General features: G+C 43.9%; 19 protein-coding genes and 2 tRNA genes. 8 read left to right on the top strand and 13 right to left on the bottom strand.

Going from position 1 to position 17,869, the window contains the following annotated elements:
- Nucleotides 1-256 precede the first annotated feature (256 nt).
- Nucleotides 257-1,339 (bottom strand): ankyrin repeat domain-containing protein, encoded by a 1,083-nt coding sequence (locus G9G53_RS03480; RefSeq protein ID WP_029516643.1) that lies wholly within the window; start codon nucleotides 1,337-1,339, stop codon nucleotides 257-259.
- A 206-nt stretch (nucleotides 1,340-1,545) separates the two neighbouring features.
- Between G9G53_RS03480 and G9G53_RS03475 the strand changes: the two genes are divergently transcribed.
- The 4 genes from G9G53_RS03475 (at nucleotide 1,546) to G9G53_RS03460 (ending at nucleotide 4,835) form a co-directional block, all read left to right on the top strand.
- Complete coding sequence (locus tag G9G53_RS03475) at nucleotides 1,546-2,220, top strand: Crp/Fnr family transcriptional regulator (RefSeq protein ID WP_029516642.1); 675 nt, start codon at nucleotides 1,546-1,548, stop codon at nucleotides 2,218-2,220.
- Between the two features lie 76 nt (nucleotides 2,221-2,296).
- A complete protein-coding gene (locus G9G53_RS03470; protein WP_165145308.1) occupies nucleotides 2,297-3,109 on the top strand; it encodes a DNA alkylation repair protein in 813 nt (270 codons plus the stop codon).
- Between the two features lie 88 nt (nucleotides 3,110-3,197).
- The gene (locus G9G53_RS03465) at nucleotides 3,198-3,587 is read left to right on the top strand and encodes a DUF4183 domain-containing protein (RefSeq protein ID WP_238437662.1); all 390 of its coding nucleotides are present in this window, start codon (nucleotides 3,198-3,200) and stop codon (nucleotides 3,585-3,587) included.
- Between the two features lie 111 nt (nucleotides 3,588-3,698).
- Nucleotides 3,699-4,835: a hypothetical protein gene (locus tag G9G53_RS03460; RefSeq protein WP_069012187.1), complete on the top strand. Its 1,137-nt coding sequence runs from the start codon at nucleotides 3,699-3,701 to the stop codon at nucleotides 4,833-4,835.
- 169 nt (nucleotides 4,836-5,004) lie between these two features.
- Here G9G53_RS03460 and G9G53_RS26300 read toward each other — a convergent pair whose 3' ends face one another.
- The 3 genes from G9G53_RS26300 to G9G53_RS03450 form a co-directional block, all read right to left on the bottom strand.
- The gene (locus tag G9G53_RS26300; RefSeq protein WP_238437663.1) at nucleotides 5,005-5,523 is read right to left on the bottom strand and encodes an ABC transporter substrate-binding protein; all 519 of its coding nucleotides are present in this window, start codon (nucleotides 5,521-5,523) and stop codon (nucleotides 5,005-5,007) included.
- A gap of 10 nt (nucleotides 5,524-5,533) precedes the next feature.
- Complete coding sequence (locus tag G9G53_RS26295) at nucleotides 5,534-6,085, bottom strand: hypothetical protein (protein ID WP_238437665.1); 552 nt, start codon at nucleotides 6,083-6,085, stop codon at nucleotides 5,534-5,536.
- A 238-nt stretch (nucleotides 6,086-6,323) separates the two neighbouring features.
- Nucleotides 6,324-7,202: a radical SAM/SPASM domain-containing protein gene (locus tag G9G53_RS03450; RefSeq protein ID WP_039269916.1), complete on the bottom strand. Its 879-nt coding sequence runs from the start codon at nucleotides 7,200-7,202 to the stop codon at nucleotides 6,324-6,326.
- 228 nt (nucleotides 7,203-7,430) lie between these two features.
- Between G9G53_RS03450 and G9G53_RS03445 the strand changes: the two genes are divergently transcribed.
- Genes G9G53_RS03445 through G9G53_RS03435 form a run of 3 tightly spaced genes read left to right on the top strand, consistent with a single transcriptional unit; the run spans nucleotide 7,431 to nucleotide 9,854 of the window.
- Complete coding sequence (locus tag G9G53_RS03445) at nucleotides 7,431-8,186, top strand: helix-turn-helix domain-containing protein (RefSeq protein ID WP_069011193.1); 756 nt, start codon at nucleotides 7,431-7,433, stop codon at nucleotides 8,184-8,186.
- A gap of 16 nt (nucleotides 8,187-8,202) precedes the next feature.
- Nucleotides 8,203-8,853 (top strand): GNAT family N-acetyltransferase, encoded by a 651-nt coding sequence (locus G9G53_RS03440; protein ID WP_165145305.1) that lies wholly within the window; start codon nucleotides 8,203-8,205, stop codon nucleotides 8,851-8,853.
- Nucleotides 8,850-9,854: an alpha/beta hydrolase family protein gene (locus G9G53_RS03435; RefSeq protein ID WP_165145302.1), complete on the top strand. Its 1,005-nt coding sequence runs from the start codon at nucleotides 8,850-8,852 to the stop codon at nucleotides 9,852-9,854. The genes G9G53_RS03440 and G9G53_RS03435 overlap by 4 nt, the downstream gene beginning before the upstream one ends.
- Before the next feature lie 341 nt (nucleotides 9,855-10,195).
- Here G9G53_RS03435 and G9G53_RS03430 read toward each other — a convergent pair.
- The 3 genes from G9G53_RS03430 to nrdR form a co-directional block, all read right to left on the bottom strand.
- A tRNA-Lys gene (locus tag G9G53_RS03430) sits at nucleotides 10,196-10,268 on the bottom strand.
- A gap of 12 nt (nucleotides 10,269-10,280) precedes the next feature.
- Nucleotides 10,281-10,356: transfer RNA gene (locus tag G9G53_RS03425), tRNA-Ala, on the bottom strand.
- Between the two features lie 129 nt (nucleotides 10,357-10,485).
- Entirely contained in the window at nucleotides 10,486-10,953 is a 468-nt protein-coding gene (gene nrdR, locus G9G53_RS03420; protein WP_013309614.1) for a transcriptional regulator NrdR, read from the bottom strand.
- Between the two features lie 105 nt (nucleotides 10,954-11,058).
- Between nrdR and G9G53_RS03415 the strand changes: the two genes are divergently transcribed.
- A complete protein-coding gene (locus G9G53_RS03415; RefSeq protein ID WP_025685069.1) occupies nucleotides 11,059-11,283 on the top strand; it encodes an alpha/beta-type small acid-soluble spore protein in 225 nt (74 codons plus the stop codon).
- 116 nt (nucleotides 11,284-11,399) lie between these two features.
- Here G9G53_RS03415 and G9G53_RS03410 read toward each other — a convergent pair whose 3' ends face one another.
- The 6 genes from G9G53_RS03410 to phoU all read right to left on the bottom strand — a co-directional run bounded on the left by G9G53_RS03410 (nucleotide 11,400) and on the right by phoU (nucleotide 17,864).
- A complete protein-coding gene (locus tag G9G53_RS03410) occupies nucleotides 11,400-11,963 on the bottom strand; it encodes a lytic transglycosylase domain-containing protein (protein ID WP_029516633.1) in 564 nt (187 codons plus the stop codon).
- Entirely contained in the window at nucleotides 11,960-12,556 is a 597-nt protein-coding gene (coaE, locus tag G9G53_RS03405) for a dephospho-CoA kinase (RefSeq protein WP_165145299.1), read from the bottom strand. Before coaE ends, G9G53_RS03410 begins: the two co-directional genes overlap by 4 nt.
- A gap of 11 nt (nucleotides 12,557-12,567) precedes the next feature.
- Complete coding sequence (locus tag G9G53_RS03400; protein ID WP_165145296.1) at nucleotides 12,568-13,359, bottom strand: MntP/YtaF family protein; 792 nt, start codon at nucleotides 13,357-13,359, stop codon at nucleotides 12,568-12,570.
- 111 nt (nucleotides 13,360-13,470) lie between these two features.
- The gene (mutM, locus tag G9G53_RS03395) at nucleotides 13,471-14,301 is read right to left on the bottom strand and encodes a DNA-formamidopyrimidine glycosylase (RefSeq protein ID WP_069011196.1); all 831 of its coding nucleotides are present in this window, start codon (nucleotides 14,299-14,301) and stop codon (nucleotides 13,471-13,473) included.
- A 71-nt stretch (nucleotides 14,302-14,372) separates the two neighbouring features.
- The gene (polA, locus tag G9G53_RS03390; RefSeq protein ID WP_029516629.1) at nucleotides 14,373-17,027 is read right to left on the bottom strand and encodes a DNA polymerase I; all 2,655 of its coding nucleotides are present in this window, start codon (nucleotides 17,025-17,027) and stop codon (nucleotides 14,373-14,375) included.
- A 177-nt stretch (nucleotides 17,028-17,204) separates the two neighbouring features.
- Complete coding sequence (phoU, locus tag G9G53_RS03385; RefSeq protein WP_025721993.1) at nucleotides 17,205-17,864, bottom strand: phosphate signaling complex protein PhoU; 660 nt, start codon at nucleotides 17,862-17,864, stop codon at nucleotides 17,205-17,207.
- Between the last annotated feature and the right edge of the window lie 5 nt (nucleotides 17,865-17,869).

Genomic DNA, 17,869 nt, shown 5'->3' with positions numbered 1-17,869 from the left:
AAGAAAATTCATCTACTTTTATGTAAATTCATTCTTCTTACATAGGAATTCAGCAGTAAACGTTCAAAAACGTTCTAAAGCTTCCATCAGTACTATTTTACCATTATGCGCACAATTCGTCCCAATTTCCCTGAAACCTCATTCAGCTCATACGTAACCATTCCTGATGAGCATTAGGCACCTGTGTACACTAGCGCTGTATTTTAAAATAACAAGAGCCATGACTGCGTGCATACCGCATTCATGGCTCACCTTGTTATGATACATATTCACCCTCAATAATCTTCTCCAGATAATCTTCCGGCTGTGCAAGAAACTCAGCAAAGCTGCACACATCCGCATATTCCTGATGCTCCTCGTCATAATAACCCAGGCACTTCTGCTTTGGATTCCACACCAATATAATATCCGAGTAATTATCTACGTTTAGAGACAGACGCAACAGCTTTTGCCGACCTACCTTCATCTCAACCGTATCGATAATTGAAAAGAACTCAACAAATTGAATATCAAGATCATTTTCTGGCAGGTTCACACGGAGTTGATTCCCTGTCAGAAAGGCTATTAAATCCTTCGGAAGCTTGTAGCTTTTCAAAGCATGTCGTTTATTTTCCAGATTATGAAATGCCGGAGGCTCTACAGACTTTAAATACTCAGCCATTTCTACGTTTTTATTACTTAGTGCAATTGTATATGCCCGTTCTCCATCTTTTTCTGCCAGCGTCACATCAGCGCCTAGTTGAACCAAATACTTCACCATCGAAAAATCGTTGTTGCGCGCCGCCACTGTCAAAGGCGTGGCTTTATATGGATATACCATATTAGGGGCATTGAAATTAATATCTACGCCATGTTCCAATAGTAAAGCTACTGTTTTCAAGTCATGCTCACTAACTGCGTTGCGGAGTGTTGCTCCAGCATGCTGCTTCATATCGAGGCCCAGCTCATGGATAAGCAGCATATTACTTTTGTTACCGTAGTAGGCTTGCTCATAAGCACCAGATTTGACATGATTTTTACCGTCCTGCTTGGCGCCATGGGCGACCACATAACGGACAACCTCTTCGGTACCATAGCGAACAGCCGTCAGGAATGCGGGATTATCCTTTACATTAAGTTGAACCCCCTCATCGACCAGTAGCTTCAAGACTTCCATTTGCCCAGTGATGAGTGTAATATCCAGTGGACTTAATGTCGTATATTTGCTGAGTACGATCCCTTGTTCTATATCCCAGCCTTCGGTCAGCGCCTGGCGTAAAGCGGATATATTGCCTTGAACGATATGCATCGCTATCTCAGGAAGAACCTTGAAATTGCCTACATCTTTTAATTTAATCATGGTTATTACCTCACTCTTTATGTATCTACTATTAATCATGTATATCTATTTTATACCAACCTCTCTTTTATATAAATCCAACAGATTCCCCAAAATTCATTATTCACTCTATCGCAAACAAGTGAGTAATAGAGGTCAAAATACCTTATAGAAGCTATAATTGTATTATGATTCTGTATACCCTGTGCAACCGAAAAGGAGAACATATGAATAGCATTCAATATTTGTCCCAATTTAATTTGCTTCATAGTCTCTCATTAGAAGATTTAATTGAAATGGATCAAATGACCTCCATTACGACTATACCGAAAAAAAACTTTATACAAACTCCAGAGACCTTTTCCGAGGGACTTTATTTTGTGAAAAAGGGCAAAGTACGTCTATATAAGCTAAATGCTGACGGGAAGCAATTTACTTTGGATATCCTCCGCGAGGGAAATGTATTTGGTGAAATGGATATGATTTCACTAGGAACAAGGGAGATGTATATAGAAACGATAGAAGAATGCGATATCTGCCGTATGGACAAAGACCGATTCGAGCATTTTTTAATAGAACATCCCAGGTTCATGATGAACATGATCAAGGTGTTAAGTGACCGAATTTCAGGAATGAGCAGTCTGGCCCAGCATTTAGCTTTGGGAAATTTACAGGATAAAATTTTGTATATTCTTCTGAAATTGTCCGATCAGTTCGCCCTCCAAAGCCGTGATGAGTATTGCAAAATCAATTTCCCTCTCTCTCATCAAGAAATTGCGAATCTGGTCGGGGCCACCCGTGAGGCTGTAACAGCTGCTCTTCAGGAGCTTGTCAAAGAAAAGGTCATTAAAACCGGCTTTAAGACGGTTTACATCCATCGCGAAAAGTTAGTGAAGTTGTAAACTACATTACATCTATACTCCACCCCAAAAAAGTATCGTATACCTATCAGACAATTTACGATATGGAGTGGATGAAATGTTACAACGAAAAGGTGCTCGCAAAGGGTCAGATATTCCTAGTGATGTGCTTCAGCTGCTACAGCAGGGGCGGCTTCAGACGGCGAATCTCACCGAATGGCTGGCTGTCGATCATGTTGTACTATTGCAAAATACTCTTGATGAATTTGACTTGCAGCAATCATTCGATGTCTTCCTGACCGAATTGAATGAGCTGAAGGAAAAGAAGATCATGAAAATGATACCCGCAATCGCGCGAGCGTGGCTTCATGTGTTTGAGCAACAAGCGATAGAAGAACGTATTCGCATCTTTGATGCGATGGCCTCGCATCTTTCAGACAGCATTCGCTGCTGGGCTGCCTACATCATCGGGGTTGATCCCTGTTTAAGTGTAGAGGAAAAATTGGCTGGCATTCGCCCCTTTGCAGCGGATTCCCATTTCGGAGTACGTGAAATAGCCTGGATGGCCGTGAGAGAATCCATATCCTTGCAACTGCTTGAAGGGCTTGCCCTGTTAGACAGTTGGGTGCGAGATGAGGATGCTAACATACGTCGTTTTGCCATTGAATTAACCCGGCCACAAGGCGTTTGGGCCAAGCACATCCCTGAACTAAAAGAACATCCCGAGTTGGCTCTTCCTCTCTTGAAGGCTGTTCAGTCCGATCCGGTCAAATATGTCCAGGACTCCGTTGGCAATTGGTTGAATGATGCCAGCAAAACCAACCCGGAATGGGTTCTTCAAGTTTGTAATGCATGGCTGATGGCTTCGGATACTAAAGAAACGAAGCGAATAGTAACCCGTGCCCAAAGAAGCTTGAACAAAGAGAAATAATTATAAGACTCCTCCCCATCCAATCCATATCTAGAATATTCACATAAACTATGATATTTATCTGGAGTATTGGGAATGAGGAATTCCTATGTCTATTATTCGAATCTATCTGGAAGCAGACAGTATCGTATCTGGAAACATTGCTATCACAACAAGTATCAATGTCACTCCAGTGGTTAATCGTTACACAGCTATTGTCGTGCTTGGTAATATATTTGGTGGAGTGACCACTATCCCAGCACAATATTTCATGAATGATAGTGGTACTTCAGTCGCGACAAACAGTCTTGTTGTTCCGACCAGTAGCGGATACTACAATGTATTTGTAAATGGGACGTTGCAGCGAGGCGGCTTAACAACGCTTTCTGCTACAAACCTAATTATAAATACAGGCCTGATTGTTGGCGCGACAGTAGTCGTTGAAGTTATTAATTTCAACTCTAGTGCCTCCTCAACCTCTGTCAACAATGTTCAGTAACGACTACCATAAGCGACTGAGCTACGTAAAACAGGACAAACGCCTCTTTTTTATAATTTTATAAAAGGGTAAAATTTCCTTTGTAAATATGAAACAGAGGGAGTTATTTCCATGAAATTCAATTTTGCGCATTTCCGATTTTATGTTATTGCACTGATCGCAGTGCTCATGCTTACCAGCTGCACCTCAAAAAATGCTGCAACTGCAGTCCAAACAAATTCTGATGTAGACAATGCGACTCATAGTACAACAGTTGTAGACAAAGAAAGTCAGCCTGTTCTACCCGTCACAGAGTCGCTGCCTCATACCGTTACCTCGGATAAGGATCTTGTGGCTCTTACCATTCCCGCTGGCTGGCGTAAATTTAAACAGGGACAACTGGATTCGGTGCTTAGTGTTTGTGACAAAGAAAAAAAGAATGTAGGTCTGGTTTTCCGTGTCCCCAAGTCAGCTTTTGCAAATAATATGACGCTCGACGAATTCGTACAGCAACGTGAAGAAATCTCCGCATTGGGCCTAGAAAACTTTAAGGCTGTGGATACTACCCCAATCCAGATTGATTCCACAACCGCCAGAACAGCCGATTATAGCGGGAAATACAATGGCCAACAGGTCTATTACTTCAGTGCCATGTTAGAGAGTAAGCAGCACTATCTTCAAGTATTAATCTATTCAAGGGGAGGCTCTGCAGTAGAACAACATCACGAATTTGCAACTATAGCCAGCTCCTTGAAAGTCTTAAGCGACTCACAAGTTAAGCCAGACCTTCGCTCAACAACTATTTTGAAAACATTTAAAAGTGAAGATGCCACGCAACAAATTCGTCTCCCTTATATATGGAAGACTGGTTTAATTCTTAATCCAGATGCGCTAATTCAAGCTTGGTATGAAAAAAACGATGCATACATGACGATCATCAAGGATTGGAAATCTGAACTGCCGTATGAGAAATCCTCAATGATCACATTAAAAGATTACGCTGAGTTTTCAGCTCAATTAGTACTCAAAAGGTCTGGAAAAGGGATTATTTCGACAGGACCAGTAAAGGTCAATATAAACGGGAATCAAGGCTTGCAATACGAAGTATGGGTAGAGAGTGATAAAGTAAAAATTGTATATCTAATCACTTATTTGGAACATTCCGACTCATTCTCTCAAATTATTTTTTGGACGAGAGCTGATTATTACGATAATCAAAAATCTGAATTTCAAAGATACACCAAAACATACAGAGAAGAAGAAATATAGACATGATAAAATCCGCCAAACACTTAGGAATCTTTGTGTTAAGCGGATTTTGTCTATATGACTATCACAGCTTGAAATTCTAAAAGCTTCCCCTTGTTTAGATAGGAGATGTTACTTGTACATCCTTTTATTTTTTGTGGGCTAATAAGAGATTAACTATGGTATCCAGCTAAAGGCCTTTCCATAGCTCACTATGCAGAATCTGATTAGCCCCTTCATCTTCTGAACCGTATACAAAGATGTGATCTCCCATATACTCGGGTAAAACCTCAAGTGAAATATTTTCAAATCCTTCTTTCATATTCAATGCCTTCTTGGTAGGTGGCAGCTTTAGCATCTGATAAATGGTCGGACTTCCGTAATTGCCGCCTTTCGCTGCCAAAACATATATCGATTTATTGGCGACTTGTACAATTGAAACCGTCTCTCCGTCCTTAACGATACCTTGAATTTTCATTCTGGCCTCTGCAGCTTTCTTCTCGTATTCAGTAATCCACTGCTCGGCTTCTTTCTGCTTGCCAAAGATTTCACTGATTCTACGGAATTTATCCAGTGCTTGCACTGCCGCTTGTCCATCGCTGTTGGATGTTGTCGCTGTATGATTAGCCTTCGTTTGCGAACTTCCATTTGTATTCGTCGGAGCCGAGCAAGCTCCCAGCATCAATGATAAACACAGCATAATCATCATGGCCGTTATTTTAACTCTTCCGTGCATGAGCCTGCGATACAAGGTCGGGCTTAAGAGGTTCGATGCCCTGCCAATACAACTGCTGCAACAACTCGTATACAAATTGATGAAACCAGGCTTTAACATGCAGTTTGCCAAGTCCAGAAGCTCCAGGCCATTCTTGCTCCAACAGCTTCACTTTCTCGTACAGGGACAGCGGGTAATGTGGTGCGAAAGCATACTGATTCTGAAAGGGATTTTCCTTTTCCAGCAATTGTGCTATCTCTTTGCGATCAGGCAGGGCCAACGTCGCCCTGTACAAAATGATGTAATATTCAAGCACATCCTCCGCCAGGATACTCAGGCACATTCCTTTTCCGCCATGCAGTACATGGAAACGCTCTATCCTGTGAATACTGTTATCCAACCGTACCCGTGGACTTCCACGCACGGCATATAAGAACGCACTGGCAGGAAGTCGATAGGCTCGAAGCTCCTCTCCTTTTTCGATCTTCCTATGATGAACATCCATCACCTGTATAAAAACATGATTCCACAGCAAAATGTGATCGTTCAACTTCATTACTACCGCTCAGCCCCCATCCAAACCGTTCCTTCAGTTCTTATTCCGTCCTATCAGAATTAAATTTATTATAATTGATAATCATTCTCACAAGCAATCGAATATATCCAACTTCCTCTGAATAGTTTAAAACCATTAATTATGTATGTATATATCAAAATATAAGTAAAAAAGCCCTGCAAAAGGGCTATCTTTCTTGCGATTCATTCTACTGTCGATTAAAGCTCTACCTGTATGGCTATGTTCCAAACCGTTTGCGGTACCCGCATTTTCGGCATAACTCTTCTACCGCTTCTCTTTTGGAGAACCCGAAGTACAGACGGTTTGCACGCTCCCCTTCCACAATGTCGGAAAAAGATTGCTCATGCACATTACCTAAATTAATGACACCTTCTCCATCCAGACAGCAAGGGACCACCGTTCCATCCACCAATATCGCTGCTTGGCTACGGAGTGCATGGCAAAAGCCTTTTCCGTCATCTTCCGGGGCACTGAGGCTCGGCCATTCAAATTCGTGGTCCTGATTCAAATAAACGTTTGGTGCGATTTTGACCCCACTACCCGGTATCACCTTTTCCTCAATCCGATAGTCCAGTCCAAACTCTTGCTCCAGTCGTTCAAGTGTTTCCCGATTGCGCTGACGCTGCACATTAGTCAAATTATCTTCAGTCAAGTTCCAGAGACGGAACGAAATAATGACATTGTGTTTCACCGCTTCTCTTACAAACGTGAAAATATTACCCAAATATCCTTCTCGATCCACGGAGCCTTCATGTCCGTCAAAACTATGGAGAGAGAAGTTCATCTGACGCAGCGCTGGTTGCCCAAGCAGCTTATGTCCGGTCTTCGGCAGCAAGGTACCATTAGTGGTAATATTGACCTTTAAGCCTTTCTCATGAGCACTTTCCAGTAAAAGATCAATTTTCGGATGGAGCAACGGCTCTCCTTTTACATGCAAATAGATATAATCTGTATGTGGTTTGACCTGATCAAGCACATTTCGAAAGACTTCCGGATCAATAAATTTTTTGACACGCTGTGTTTGAGGACAAAAGCTGCATGCGAGATTGCAAATGCTCGTTATCTCAATGTATACCTTTTTAAAAGTTTTCAACATGATTTCCCCATTCTAACCTTCATCCTGAGCATCTTGTTTATGCTCACTAATCTTATGATTATAACGGGTTATCACCGACAGGTAAACTCTCCAGTCTCCCCCTTGGTGTGGGCATCAAATGCTCGACACCTACGCCTATCCAAGATTTGTTTGATATTTTCTATTGACCCTAGGTCTGACCTAAGGTTTATAGTGGAGTTATTCAAATATCAGTAAGGAGTCCTCTCATTGAAAGAACACATTACGATCAGCCAGCTTGCTCAGCTTATGAATGTATCTGTACATCAACTGCGATATTTTGAAGAAAAGGGAATCCTCTATCCATCACATACTGAAGAAAATCAATATCGGATGTACGGGCTTCATGAGATTTATCAGCTATCGCATATTTTATTACTACGTAAATTAAATGTCCCTGTCGGTCAGATTCAAGAATGTATGACTTCCTATGCTGCCGATGATTATAACCAGCTTTTAGAGCATTCGTTGCAAAAAGTACAAGCTGAAATAGCTAACTTAAAGATGCATGAACAGTTTATTCACAAAGTGTTAGAAGAATATAATAATCGGACCCAGCAGGGCGATGAGTATCAAGTCAAACGATTAGGTCCCCGTCATTTAAAGCTATGGTTTGCATTGGAGAATGGTCAAGAGTTCACTGCCGGAAACCTATTTGAACACCGCCCTGCCCCACCTCGATTATTTGAAAATGACATGCATTACTTGCCTGATGCTGGACAGTTGAAGCTGTGTTATGAAACGGCGGATGTGGCTGACTATATTCTGGAAGAAGGCAACTATCTTTATAAGCATCTTTCCGTCATTGAAGAACCTGAGATTGATTATGAGATCAAACAAATGGAACGATATGTAGCTCATCACCAATATAACTGCCAAAGCAAGATCATTCTAGTAGAAAAATCTTATCTTTCGATGTTCGACAACAACAAGCTACAATATGAAATTCAAGTCAAAGTAGAATAAATCTTGGAGGTGTTACATGAGTGCAAAATCTTTTGACATTGTTGCATACCAAAAACAAGACCATGAAGCTGTTTGCAGTCTTTTAGTCGAATCGTTTAAAGCAAAATTCCAATCTCTTGTTACACTAGAGGATCAAGCTACACAGCAGTTGTTAATGCAGGTTTGGGTTCAAAATCCTTATTCTACATCTATGAAACAATTTGTAGCCAAAGAAAACGAAGAAGTTATCGGTGTTCTTTCCCTTAAATGGAAACCCTCCTACTCTTCACTTCCTGAAACAAACCCCATTTCTTTGACTCCGCTCCTAAAACAGTTTGGTTGTTTCAATGTATTTAAATTTTTGGCAGGTATGCATGCGCTAGAGTATACCCCCGCTGCAAATGAGTGTTACATTGATCATTTGGCGATTCGTTCAAGTCATCGTAATCAGGGAATAGGACGCCATCTTGTAGCTTTCGCACAGCAATTTTCGGTTGAATCTGGTTTTCATGCATTGACGCTTCACGTAGCGCATAAGAACCAAGGGGCTATCCGTTTGTATCACCAACTGGCGTTTGAAGTAAAACAATCCAAATATAATGGGTTACGGCATTTTTGGTTCAAGGAGCCTGTATGGCATCTGATGAGTTGGCAAGAGAACCTGCATTCGAGGAGAGAGCATCATTGAAAAAAACACTCAAGCTTACTTTTGGTATTGCGGCAGCTCTGGCTGTTGCCTTGGTACTCATTGTTCTATATCAAAATTCCTACAAGATGACAGAAGAAAAAATACAAATCACGACACCTAAAGGGCTGTTAACAGGTACATTAACTTTGCCTAAGAACTACTCGGGAAAGATTGGATTGGTTGTTTTTGTCCATGGGGATGGTCCTATTAATGACACCTATGATGATGGATACAAACCACTGTGGGAAAAGTTCGCTTCCAAGGGTTATGCCTCCTTGTCACTGAATAAGCCCGGTATTAACAGCGCTCCTGGTAACTGGCTCGCCCAAAGCATGGAGGACCGCGCACAGGAGATCCGATATGCAATAGACTGGGCAAGAAGCTTACCTATGATTGATAAGCAAAAAATCGGCCTATGGGGAGCCAGTCAAGCAGGATGGGTCATTCCGAAGATCGTTAAAGAGGAGCATGATATTGCATTCAGCATCCTTGTATCGCCTGCCGTGAACTGGATTTCCCAAGGACAATTTAATACCAGAAAAGAACTGGAGCGAGAAGGAGTTACTCCGCAAGAAATTCAAAAGACATTGAACTACGATCAAGAGATTCTACAGTTACTGAAAAGACAGGCTTCTTATGAAGAATATCTAAGCATAGCCGATCCTGACGATATGATTTCCAAAGAAAGATGGAGCTTTATACGCAAAAATTTTCTGTCTGATTCCACCGAAGAATTAAGTCACTTCCATACTCCTGTACTCTTGGTTCTGGCTGGAAAAGATATTAATGTCGATGCAAAGGATACCGAGCGAGTCTATCGCCAGAAAATACCTCCAGAACTGCTGTCCGTGATTCATTTACCTGAAGCCGACCACTCCATGATGGATGAAAAAATCGCGCGTTCAAAATATCTAACTTTTTTAACAGCCGTATTCGCCCCAAGAAAATTGGTGAATGACGAGTATCTCGAAATCCTTGCCAATTATGTCAGTGAGCGTTAAACAATGATGTTTTTTCCACACTTCTTTTGAATATGCTGATAAAAAATCCATCGAAAGATAAAAGGGTACATTTTTTTTGAGTATACGATTTTCTTAATGCGGTCTACAGACAGTCCGCATTGTTCTGAGAGTTCGTCAATGGGCAGCCCATGTCTGCAAATAACTAGTCCTTGCACTCGTGAATAATGGGTTGCAATTCAAAAAAGACGTCTATTTCCTATAGGATCTGTTTTCTGTGCATTCAGTTACGCGCTCATTCAACTCATAACTGTTCTCGGTTAGACTGGGAATAGATCTATAAACAACAAAAAAACGGCATCTCTGCCGTTTTTCTAAAAGGATGGACTCTCAGGGACTCGAACCCTGGACCAATTGATTAAGAGTCAACTGCTCTACCAACTGAGCTAAGAGTCCATAATAAAATTTTGGTGGAGCCTAGGGGGATCGAACCCCTGACCTCATCGCTGCCAGCGATGCGCTCTCCCAGCTGAGCTAAGGCCCCATCATAAGCAAGTTTTATCAACGTTTCAAGCGACTTCTATATCATATAAAATATTTAACCCTGTGTCAATACTTTTATAAAAAAATATAATTTTCTCCCTTCATGGCCCAGAAAAGATACAGTCAGCGATCAGTCGCTGGCTGTATCTTTAGATAACAGTGTTTTCAGTTCCTTCATAAACATATTGATGTCTTTAAACTGACGATAGACGGACGCAAAACGTACGTAGGCGACTTCATCCACTGGGTAAAGCTGTTCCATGACCAGCTCACCAATCTGCTGGCTATCCACTTCTGTGGCTGCTGTGTTGCGGATAGCGTTCTCCACCTGGGATACGATCATATCCAGTTGCTCGACGGATACTGGACGCTTCTCGCAGGCTCGAATGAGACCGCGCAGCATTTTATCACGACTAAACTCTTCACGGCTGCCGTCTTTTTTGATGACCATGAGAGGGGTTTCCTCCACCATTTCAAAGGTGGTAAAACGCCTGGCACACTGCTCACATTCACGGCGGCGACGGATGGACTTGTTATCATTCGCAGGTCGCGAATCCAGCACTTTCGTGCCATTGTAGGCACAATACGGACATTTCATAATCTCACCACTTTCTTTTTCCAATAAATTCCCGAAGACTTTTAGTAATAATTTTGTCAAAACAGATCATAATATGTTTACCATATCGCGAGGAGGTGAACAACAATGGCACAAGGAAACAATGGCAACTCCAACAATCTGGTAGTCAGCAGATCCTCCGGCGCTCTGGAGCAAATGAAATTTGAAATCGCTCAAGAGTTGGGTATCAGCATTCCTCAAGATGGATACCAAGGTAATATGACTTCCTATGAGAACGGTTCGATCGGGGGCTACATCACAAAACGCCTCGTAACGATCGCCGAACAACAATTGGCAGGTCAATACCAATAATCGCGGTAATAATGCAAAAATAACAAGAAAAAGTGTCTGGATGGGCTGGTAAAAACAGCCTGTCCAACGCTTTTTTCATTTTAAAGCGAAAAGCTCATCATGTCATTAACTTGGATTTAAAAATCATTATAAATTTTCGTGTATTGCCTGTAGTAATAAATGACCCGCTGTACATAATGTCGTGTTTCACCAAAAGGGATTTGCTTGATGGACTCTTCTTTTCCATCCCACACTCCCTTATCCAGCCACTCTTGAACTTTACCCGGCCCTGCATTGTAAGCAGCTACGATTGCTACAGGATTATCCTGAAACTTTATGGATAGGTTATGCAAATACCAGGTTCCCAGCTCAATATTGGTGCCAGGCTCGTGCTTGACACTGTCCAGCGGAACCTTTTGAATCTGGGCGCTGTCCATAATCCAATTTGCCGTATTCGGCATAATCTGCATCAGCCCTAGCGCCCCCTTATGTGACTGCTTACTGGTTTTAAAATTGGTTTCTACACGGATAATAGACGCCACCAAAAATGGGTCTACTTCATACGTCTGTGAATACTGCCGAATCTCATCCTTATATTGAATTGGATAGAACCAGGACATCCAATTTGAATTAAGGAATAGAATCAGGACAAACCCGACAAACAAAATGAGCAGGACTCTTTTCTTTCGCAAAATATTCATGCAAGTCCCTTCCGCTGCCAAAATTGATCAATTTGTCGCTTCGTCTCAGTCTGTGTTCCACTATTATCAATAACGATATCGGCCAAGCTTTTCTTTTGCTCAATATCCATTTGTGCGGACAGCCGAAGTCCAGCTTGCTCCTCCGTCAGACCGTCTCTGAGCACCAGACGCTGGAGCTGAATATCACGTGGTACGTACACAACCATAATTTCCTCGTACAAGCTCTCAAGCCCCGACTCGTACAGTAACGGAATATCTGCCAAAACAAGCTTGTCCGGCTGTTCCCGTTCAAATGCTTCCATGCGCATACGCATTTCCTCACGAATAGCAGGATGTGTAATATCGTTAAGTGCCTGCCGCTGGGCAGGGTCTCCGAATACAATCTCCCCCAGTTTTTTGCGAAGCAGAGTTCCGTCACTGTTCACTATAGCTTGTCCAAAATGCTGAATGACCGCCGCCAACACCGGATGCCCCGGAAGCATCACTTCCCGGGCAATGGCATCTGCGTCGATCAGCAGCGCACCTTTGGCGACCAAAAGAGCCGACACGGTGCTTTTTCCGGTAGCAATACCTCCGGTTAATCCGATATTCATGCTCTTTCACCTCATAACAGCTTCAATATGCCCATCATAATCAGTAATAATGCCGGCAATACACCCAGCGCCTTCATAAATCGAAATGCTGATAGAAAAAAGCCTGCCTTCATCCCTGCAATCAAAAATGTTCCACTGAATAACGTAATAGCCAGCGCAGTAGACAGTGGCTGAAAACCAAGCATAGCTGCCCCGAGTCCCGCTCCGAACGCATCGACCGATAATGCAATACCCAGCCAAACCGCTTCGGTAGCAGATATACTGCCGGAACGGTCCATATCCGCAGCAGACGGGCTTCGAAGAATCCGAATAACAAGCCCCCATTTGCGAAGCTCCAGAGAAAATACTGTTCGTTCCTGCTGCTCCACAGAAGCTTCTGCCGACAGATCTTTTCTTGAGCTAGGGAAAGACTCGGTATCAGCATTCTCTACACCCTTCTTCTCCCCAAGAACAGATCTGCTCGCTGGATCAGTCTGTTTTGTAAGAAGCAAACCCCGAGAGGGCTCCACTGAATCCTCTGGCAAATCCTCTTTGCGGTGCAGAGCTTGAATCAAAGAGTAACAGCCGATACAGATCAGGATGACAGCACCGAAAACGGTAGTATATACAGGAGACAGGGCACGAGATAGTAATGCGCCCAATTGCATGGATATGCCGATCACCAAACCTGAACATACGGAGATGATAGCAATCGACAACAGTGGAATTTTCATTTTGCGCAGACCATATGTAACACCGACTCCGAAACTGTCCAAACTTAGCGCAAATGCCAGTAACAGCAGGGCTCCCCAATGATTAGCCACTCCAATTCCCTCCCATTGCGAAGGCAGGGCCTTATAACAACCGAAACCCTCCGCAGTATTGGTACTTGGAACAATATATGAGAGGGATGGGCTTGGGGTGACTGTGCTTGTTTAGCGCAGAGGCTGGCAGACCGGACAATGATGTGTGCCCCGTCCGGCTACGACAGATTTTTCGATCAATGTACCACAGTTGATGCAAGGCTTCGCGTTACGTCCATAGATTTGCAATTGATGCTGGAAGTCGCCCGCTTCGCCCTGTCCATTCACGAATGATTTAATGGACGAGCCTCCAACCTGAATGGACGCACCTAGCGTGGAGACAATAGCTTCATGCAAGACATGAAATTGGCTATCCGTTAGGCTTTTGGCTGGCTGTGCTGGATGAATCCCCGCCTTAAACAACGATTCATCTACATAGATATTCCCGATGCCCACCACATATGACTGGTTTAACAGCGCTGCCTTGATCGAAGTCGAACGAGTTCCAACAGCGGCACGCAGCATTTCTGGTGTAAAGGCCTCGTCCATCGGTTCCAGACCAAGTTTGTTCAGCGGCTTTTCCAGCAAATCCTGTCCTGCTGGAAATAAGTGCATCGTGCCAAACTGGCGCACATCCTGATAACGCAACTCCGTACCATCTTTAAAATGAAAGATGACATGGGTATGCTTTTCCACAGGATCATGTTGTGAATATAATCCATATCGTCCTTCCATTCGAAGATGGGAGACCAGCACCAGCCCGTCCAGCAAAATCCGCAGAAACTTTCCGCGTCTCTCCACCCCTGTAATCCGGTGATCGGCCAATTCCATCGCAAAAGCGTGGATATCATCGGGCCGTTGAATGATCCGCGGCAGATTCACAGTGACATGATCTATATGTTTATCAACGATAAGCTCGTTTAGCGTTCGTTTAATGGTTTCTACTTCCGGTAATTCCGGCATGATGTCTTCACCTCACCCTATATTATAACGGAAGCAGCGTCAAATTGGGACTATCTACTCATTGAAATATCTTATTTGGCCTCATACCAATTGCTGCCATAGCTTACTTCGGCTTTGAGCGGCACAGCCAGCTTTAATGCAGCTTCCATGGTAGCAGGGACAAGCTCTTTCATCGTTTCCATTTCCTCAGGCGGAACCTCGAATACAAGCTCATCATGTACTTGGAGCAGCATTCTGCTACGAAGATTACGTTCACGTAGCGCTTTATCCATCTGTACCATCGCCAACTTGATAATATCGGCTGCGGTGCCTTGAATCGGCGTATTCATCGCTGTACGCTCGGCGAATGAACGCAGGTTGAAATTGCTGGCGTTAATCTCCGGCAAATAGCGTCTGCGTTCCAACAGCGTTTTTACGTAGCCGTCCCGCTTCGCATCCTTTACAATATCATCCATGTAACGGCGAACGCCTTGGAACACATCAAAATACTGGTCGATAAAGCGAGCCGCTTCCTTCCGCGTAATATTCAAATTTTGTGACAGACCATAATCACTGATCCCGTAGACAATCCCAAAGTTGACTGCCTTCGCAGAACGCCGCATATTGGAGTCCACATCTTCCGCTGCTACACCGAACACATCGGATGCGGTCTTGGTGTGAATGTCCATATCGTGGACAAAGGCTTCCTTCAAACGTTCATCATCCGAAATATCAGCCAGCACCCGCAGCTCAATCTGTGAGTAGTCTGCCGCCAAAATAGACCAGCCCGGTTCGGACGGAACAAATACTTTGCGGATTTTGCGACCTTCTTCAAGACGAATCGGAATGTTTTGCAAATTCGGAAATTGACTGCTCAAGCGTCCAGTTGCTGCAACTGTCTGCCGGAAATACGTATGCACCTTACCCGTTTTCTCCGAAATTTCTTTAAGCAATCCTTCAACATACGTCGATTGGAGTTTGGCAATGGTACGGTACTGCAAAATGTTTTGTACAATATCATGATAGGGGGCCAGCTTTTCCAGTACCTCCGCATCGGTCGAGTACCCCGTTTTCGTCTTTTTAATGACAGGTAAACCCAGTTTATCAAACAAAATCTCACCCAACTGCTTAGGCGAATTCAGATTGAACTCTACTCCGGCAATGCTGTAGATCTCGTTCACCAACGTTGCGATCTGGGCTTCAAATTCTTTACCCAAAGCACGCAGTTCTTCTACGTTCACCAAAATGCCCTGCTTCTCCATATCCGCTAAAATGCGGGACAACGGCATCTCCAGCTCATGAAACAGCCTGTGCATTTCCGTTTTCTCCAGCTCAGCCTGCTGCACAGGCACCAAAGCTTCAATCACCGCTGCCTTACGCGCCACATGATCAGACAGCACGTCCACGTCAGGAACTTTATATTTAGCTCCTTTGCCGAACACTTCTTCGTCAGGACGGATCGAAGACAAGCCATATTTGGCTGCCAATCCGCTCAATGTCTGGTTTGCATCAGTTGGGTCCAGCAAGTACCCTGCCAATTGCACATCAAACTCGGCACCTGCAAACTCAATTCCATGCCAGTGTAAAGCCAAATCCGTACGATGCAGATCATGACCGCGTTTTTTGCGTTCAGGGTCAGCAAGCCATTCGCGAATAGGTGTAGCTGTATCGCTTTGCAGTACATCCAGTGTCATAAAAAACTGCTGTCCCGTTGCGGCAAATATCAGACCTACGATGTCAGCATGATGCGGATTATCGCCATGCGTCTCAACATGCAGCACATCCACATGATCCAACACTTCTACCAATTTGCTAATCCGCTGCTGATCCAGCACTGTTACGTCAGCCGCGGCTTCCTCTACGTCTACCCCAGTACTGCCAACCTCACTTGAAAAAGATAAACGCTCCAGCAAGGACTTGAACTCCAGCTTCGCCAGAGCTGGTCCGGCCGTTTCTGCTTGCAGCCCGCCGAAGGCCACATCTTCCAGCTTCTTGTCCAACGTTACATCCCGATAAATGGTCGCCAAATCCTTGCTCATTCGCGCATCGTCAGCATGTGTCTCAACACGTTCTTTCATTTTGCCCTTCAGCTCATTCGTGTGCGCCAGCACTTCTTCGACTGAACCGTATTGATGCAACAGCTTGAGCGCTGTTTTTTCACCTACGCCGGGAATACCAGGAATATTGTCCGACGTATCGCCCATCAGGCCCTTAAGGTCAATAATTTGCAGCGGCTTCAGCCCATATCGTTCCTGAATTTGCTCAGGTCCATACGTCTCCACCTCAGTAACCCCTTTGCGGGTCAAGCCGACTGTGACATGGTCTGATGCCAATTGAAGCATATCCTTGTCCCCGGTCACGACCAGCACATTGAAACCGGCTTCGTCCGCTGTCTTGGACAGGGTGCCTATAATATCGTCCGCCTCATAGCCATCCAGTTCAAACTGGGCAATGCCAAAAGCGGTCAATAGCTCTTTCAGCAACGGAAATTGCTGAGACAGCTCTGGCGGTGTTTTCTCCCGTCCACCTTTGTAATCCTCGTATCCTTTATGGCGAAACGTTATTTTACCGGCATCGAAGGCAACCAGCATATGTGTTGGTTTGTGCTCCTCCAAGAGCCGCAATAACATCGTCGTAAATCCATACACCGCGTTCGTCTGCTGTCCGCTCGAATTCGTTAACGGTGGCATAGCAAAAAACGCCCGGTAAATGATACTGTTACCATCTATAAGCATGAGTTTATCCATTTAGCACCTCGCAAGTTCATCAATGCATTCGTAACGTTCTTACGTTTTACGCATTCCTCTTCCTATCTTAACATACAAGACTCCTTTTTCAGAAAAAAACGGCTGCTTCCTAACCAAATTTGCCTTTTGCTCAAAGACAAGTCTGGGTCAGAAACAACCGCTATATACCTGAAAGCTCTACTGGTTCAAATCTGGTCTCTCCCCTGTCACGAGATATACAGTGCTTTCACCGATATTCGTAGCATGGTCACCAATTCGTTCAATGTATCGTCCTACAAGCAGTTGCAGCATGGCTTGTGAAGCCTCTGCCGGCTTTTCTACCATAAAGGCGTACAGATCGCTGATCATGTGGCTATACATGGAATCCACACGATCATCCTCTTTGGCCATTTTGTAGGCCAGATCTGTGTTTTCATCCAAATAGGATTTGATCGCATCATCTATCATTTCTTTAACAATGGAAGCCATGTGCGGAATATCCACCAGCGGCTTAATGATCTGCTGCCCTTCCAAGCGAAGTGTCACCTTGGCAATATCAAGCGCCAAATCGCCCATTCGTTCCAGATCACTGGAAATTTTAAATGCAACAATGATCCGGCGCAAATCCTTCGCTACCGGCTGCTGGGTAATAATGAGCTTGGAACCCATATCAAGAATATTCTCTTCCAGCGTATTGAGGGATGCATCATTTTTGACCACCTGCTGAGCCAATTCTGTATTTTTGGTCTGCAAACATTCAATGGCCTGATCGAGCGCCTTCGAAACGTGTGCACCCATTTCGCGCAGTACGGCTCTCAGTTCATCTAACCCTTCATCAAAACCTTTTCTACGTATCATTTCGA

The sequence above is a fragment of the Paenibacillus sp. EKM206P genome (assembly GCF_011066155.1).
Classification (GTDB): domain Bacteria; phylum Bacillota; class Bacilli; order Paenibacillales; family Paenibacillaceae; genus Paenibacillus; species Paenibacillus polymyxa_D.
Note: the sequence above shows the minus strand (reverse complement) of the source record. Positions and strands in the feature narration are given on the sequence as shown.

What these genes read in the sequence shown, in the direction of transcription:
- G9G53_RS03460 (WP_069012187.1), top strand. Translation starts at nt 3,699, where the DNA reads ATGAAATTCAATTTTGCGCATTTCCGATTTTATGTTATTGCACTGATC.
- G9G53_RS03440 (WP_165145305.1), top strand. Translation starts at nt 8,203, where the DNA reads ATGAGTGCAAAATCTTTTGACATTGTTGCATACCAAAAACAAGACCAT.
- coaE (WP_165145299.1), bottom strand. Translation starts at nt 12,556, where the DNA reads ATGAATATCGGATTAACCGGAGGTATTGCTACCGGAAAAAGCACCGTG.
- mutM (WP_069011196.1), bottom strand. Translation starts at nt 14,301, where the DNA reads ATGCCGGAATTACCGGAAGTAGAAACCATTAAACGAACGCTAAACGAG.
- G9G53_RS03410 (WP_029516633.1), bottom strand. Translation starts at nt 11,963, where the DNA reads ATGAATATTTTGCGAAAGAAAAGAGTCCTGCTCATTTTGTTTGTCGGG.
- G9G53_RS03465 (WP_238437662.1), top strand. Translation starts at nt 3,198, where the DNA reads ATGTCTATTATTCGAATCTATCTGGAAGCAGACAGTATCGTATCTGGA.
- phoU (WP_025721993.1), bottom strand. Translation starts at nt 17,864, where the DNA reads ATGATACGTAGAAAAGGTTTTGATGAAGGGTTAGATGAACTGAGAGCC.
- G9G53_RS03475 (WP_029516642.1), top strand. Translation starts at nt 1,546, where the DNA reads ATGAATAGCATTCAATATTTGTCCCAATTTAATTTGCTTCATAGTCTC.
- G9G53_RS03450 (WP_039269916.1), bottom strand. Translation starts at nt 7,202, where the DNA reads ATGTTGAAAACTTTTAAAAAGGTATACATTGAGATAACGAGCATTTGC.
- polA (WP_029516629.1), bottom strand. Translation starts at nt 17,027, where the DNA reads ATGGATAAACTCATGCTTATAGATGGTAACAGTATCATTTACCGGGCG.
- G9G53_RS03415 (WP_025685069.1), top strand. Translation starts at nt 11,059, where the DNA reads ATGGCACAAGGAAACAATGGCAACTCCAACAATCTGGTAGTCAGCAGA.
- G9G53_RS26300 (WP_238437663.1), bottom strand. Translation starts at nt 5,523, where the DNA reads ATGATGATTATGCTGTGTTTATCATTGATGCTGGGAGCTTGCTCGGCT.
- G9G53_RS26295 (WP_238437665.1), bottom strand. Translation starts at nt 6,085, where the DNA reads ATGAAGTTGAACGATCACATTTTGCTGTGGAATCATGTTTTTATACAG.
- nrdR (WP_013309614.1), bottom strand. Translation starts at nt 10,953, where the DNA reads ATGAAATGTCCGTATTGTGCCTACAATGGCACGAAAGTGCTGGATTCG.
- G9G53_RS03470 (WP_165145308.1), top strand. Translation starts at nt 2,297, where the DNA reads ATGTTACAACGAAAAGGTGCTCGCAAAGGGTCAGATATTCCTAGTGAT.
- G9G53_RS03480 (WP_029516643.1), bottom strand. Translation starts at nt 1,339, where the DNA reads ATGATTAAATTAAAAGATGTAGGCAATTTCAAGGTTCTTCCTGAGATA.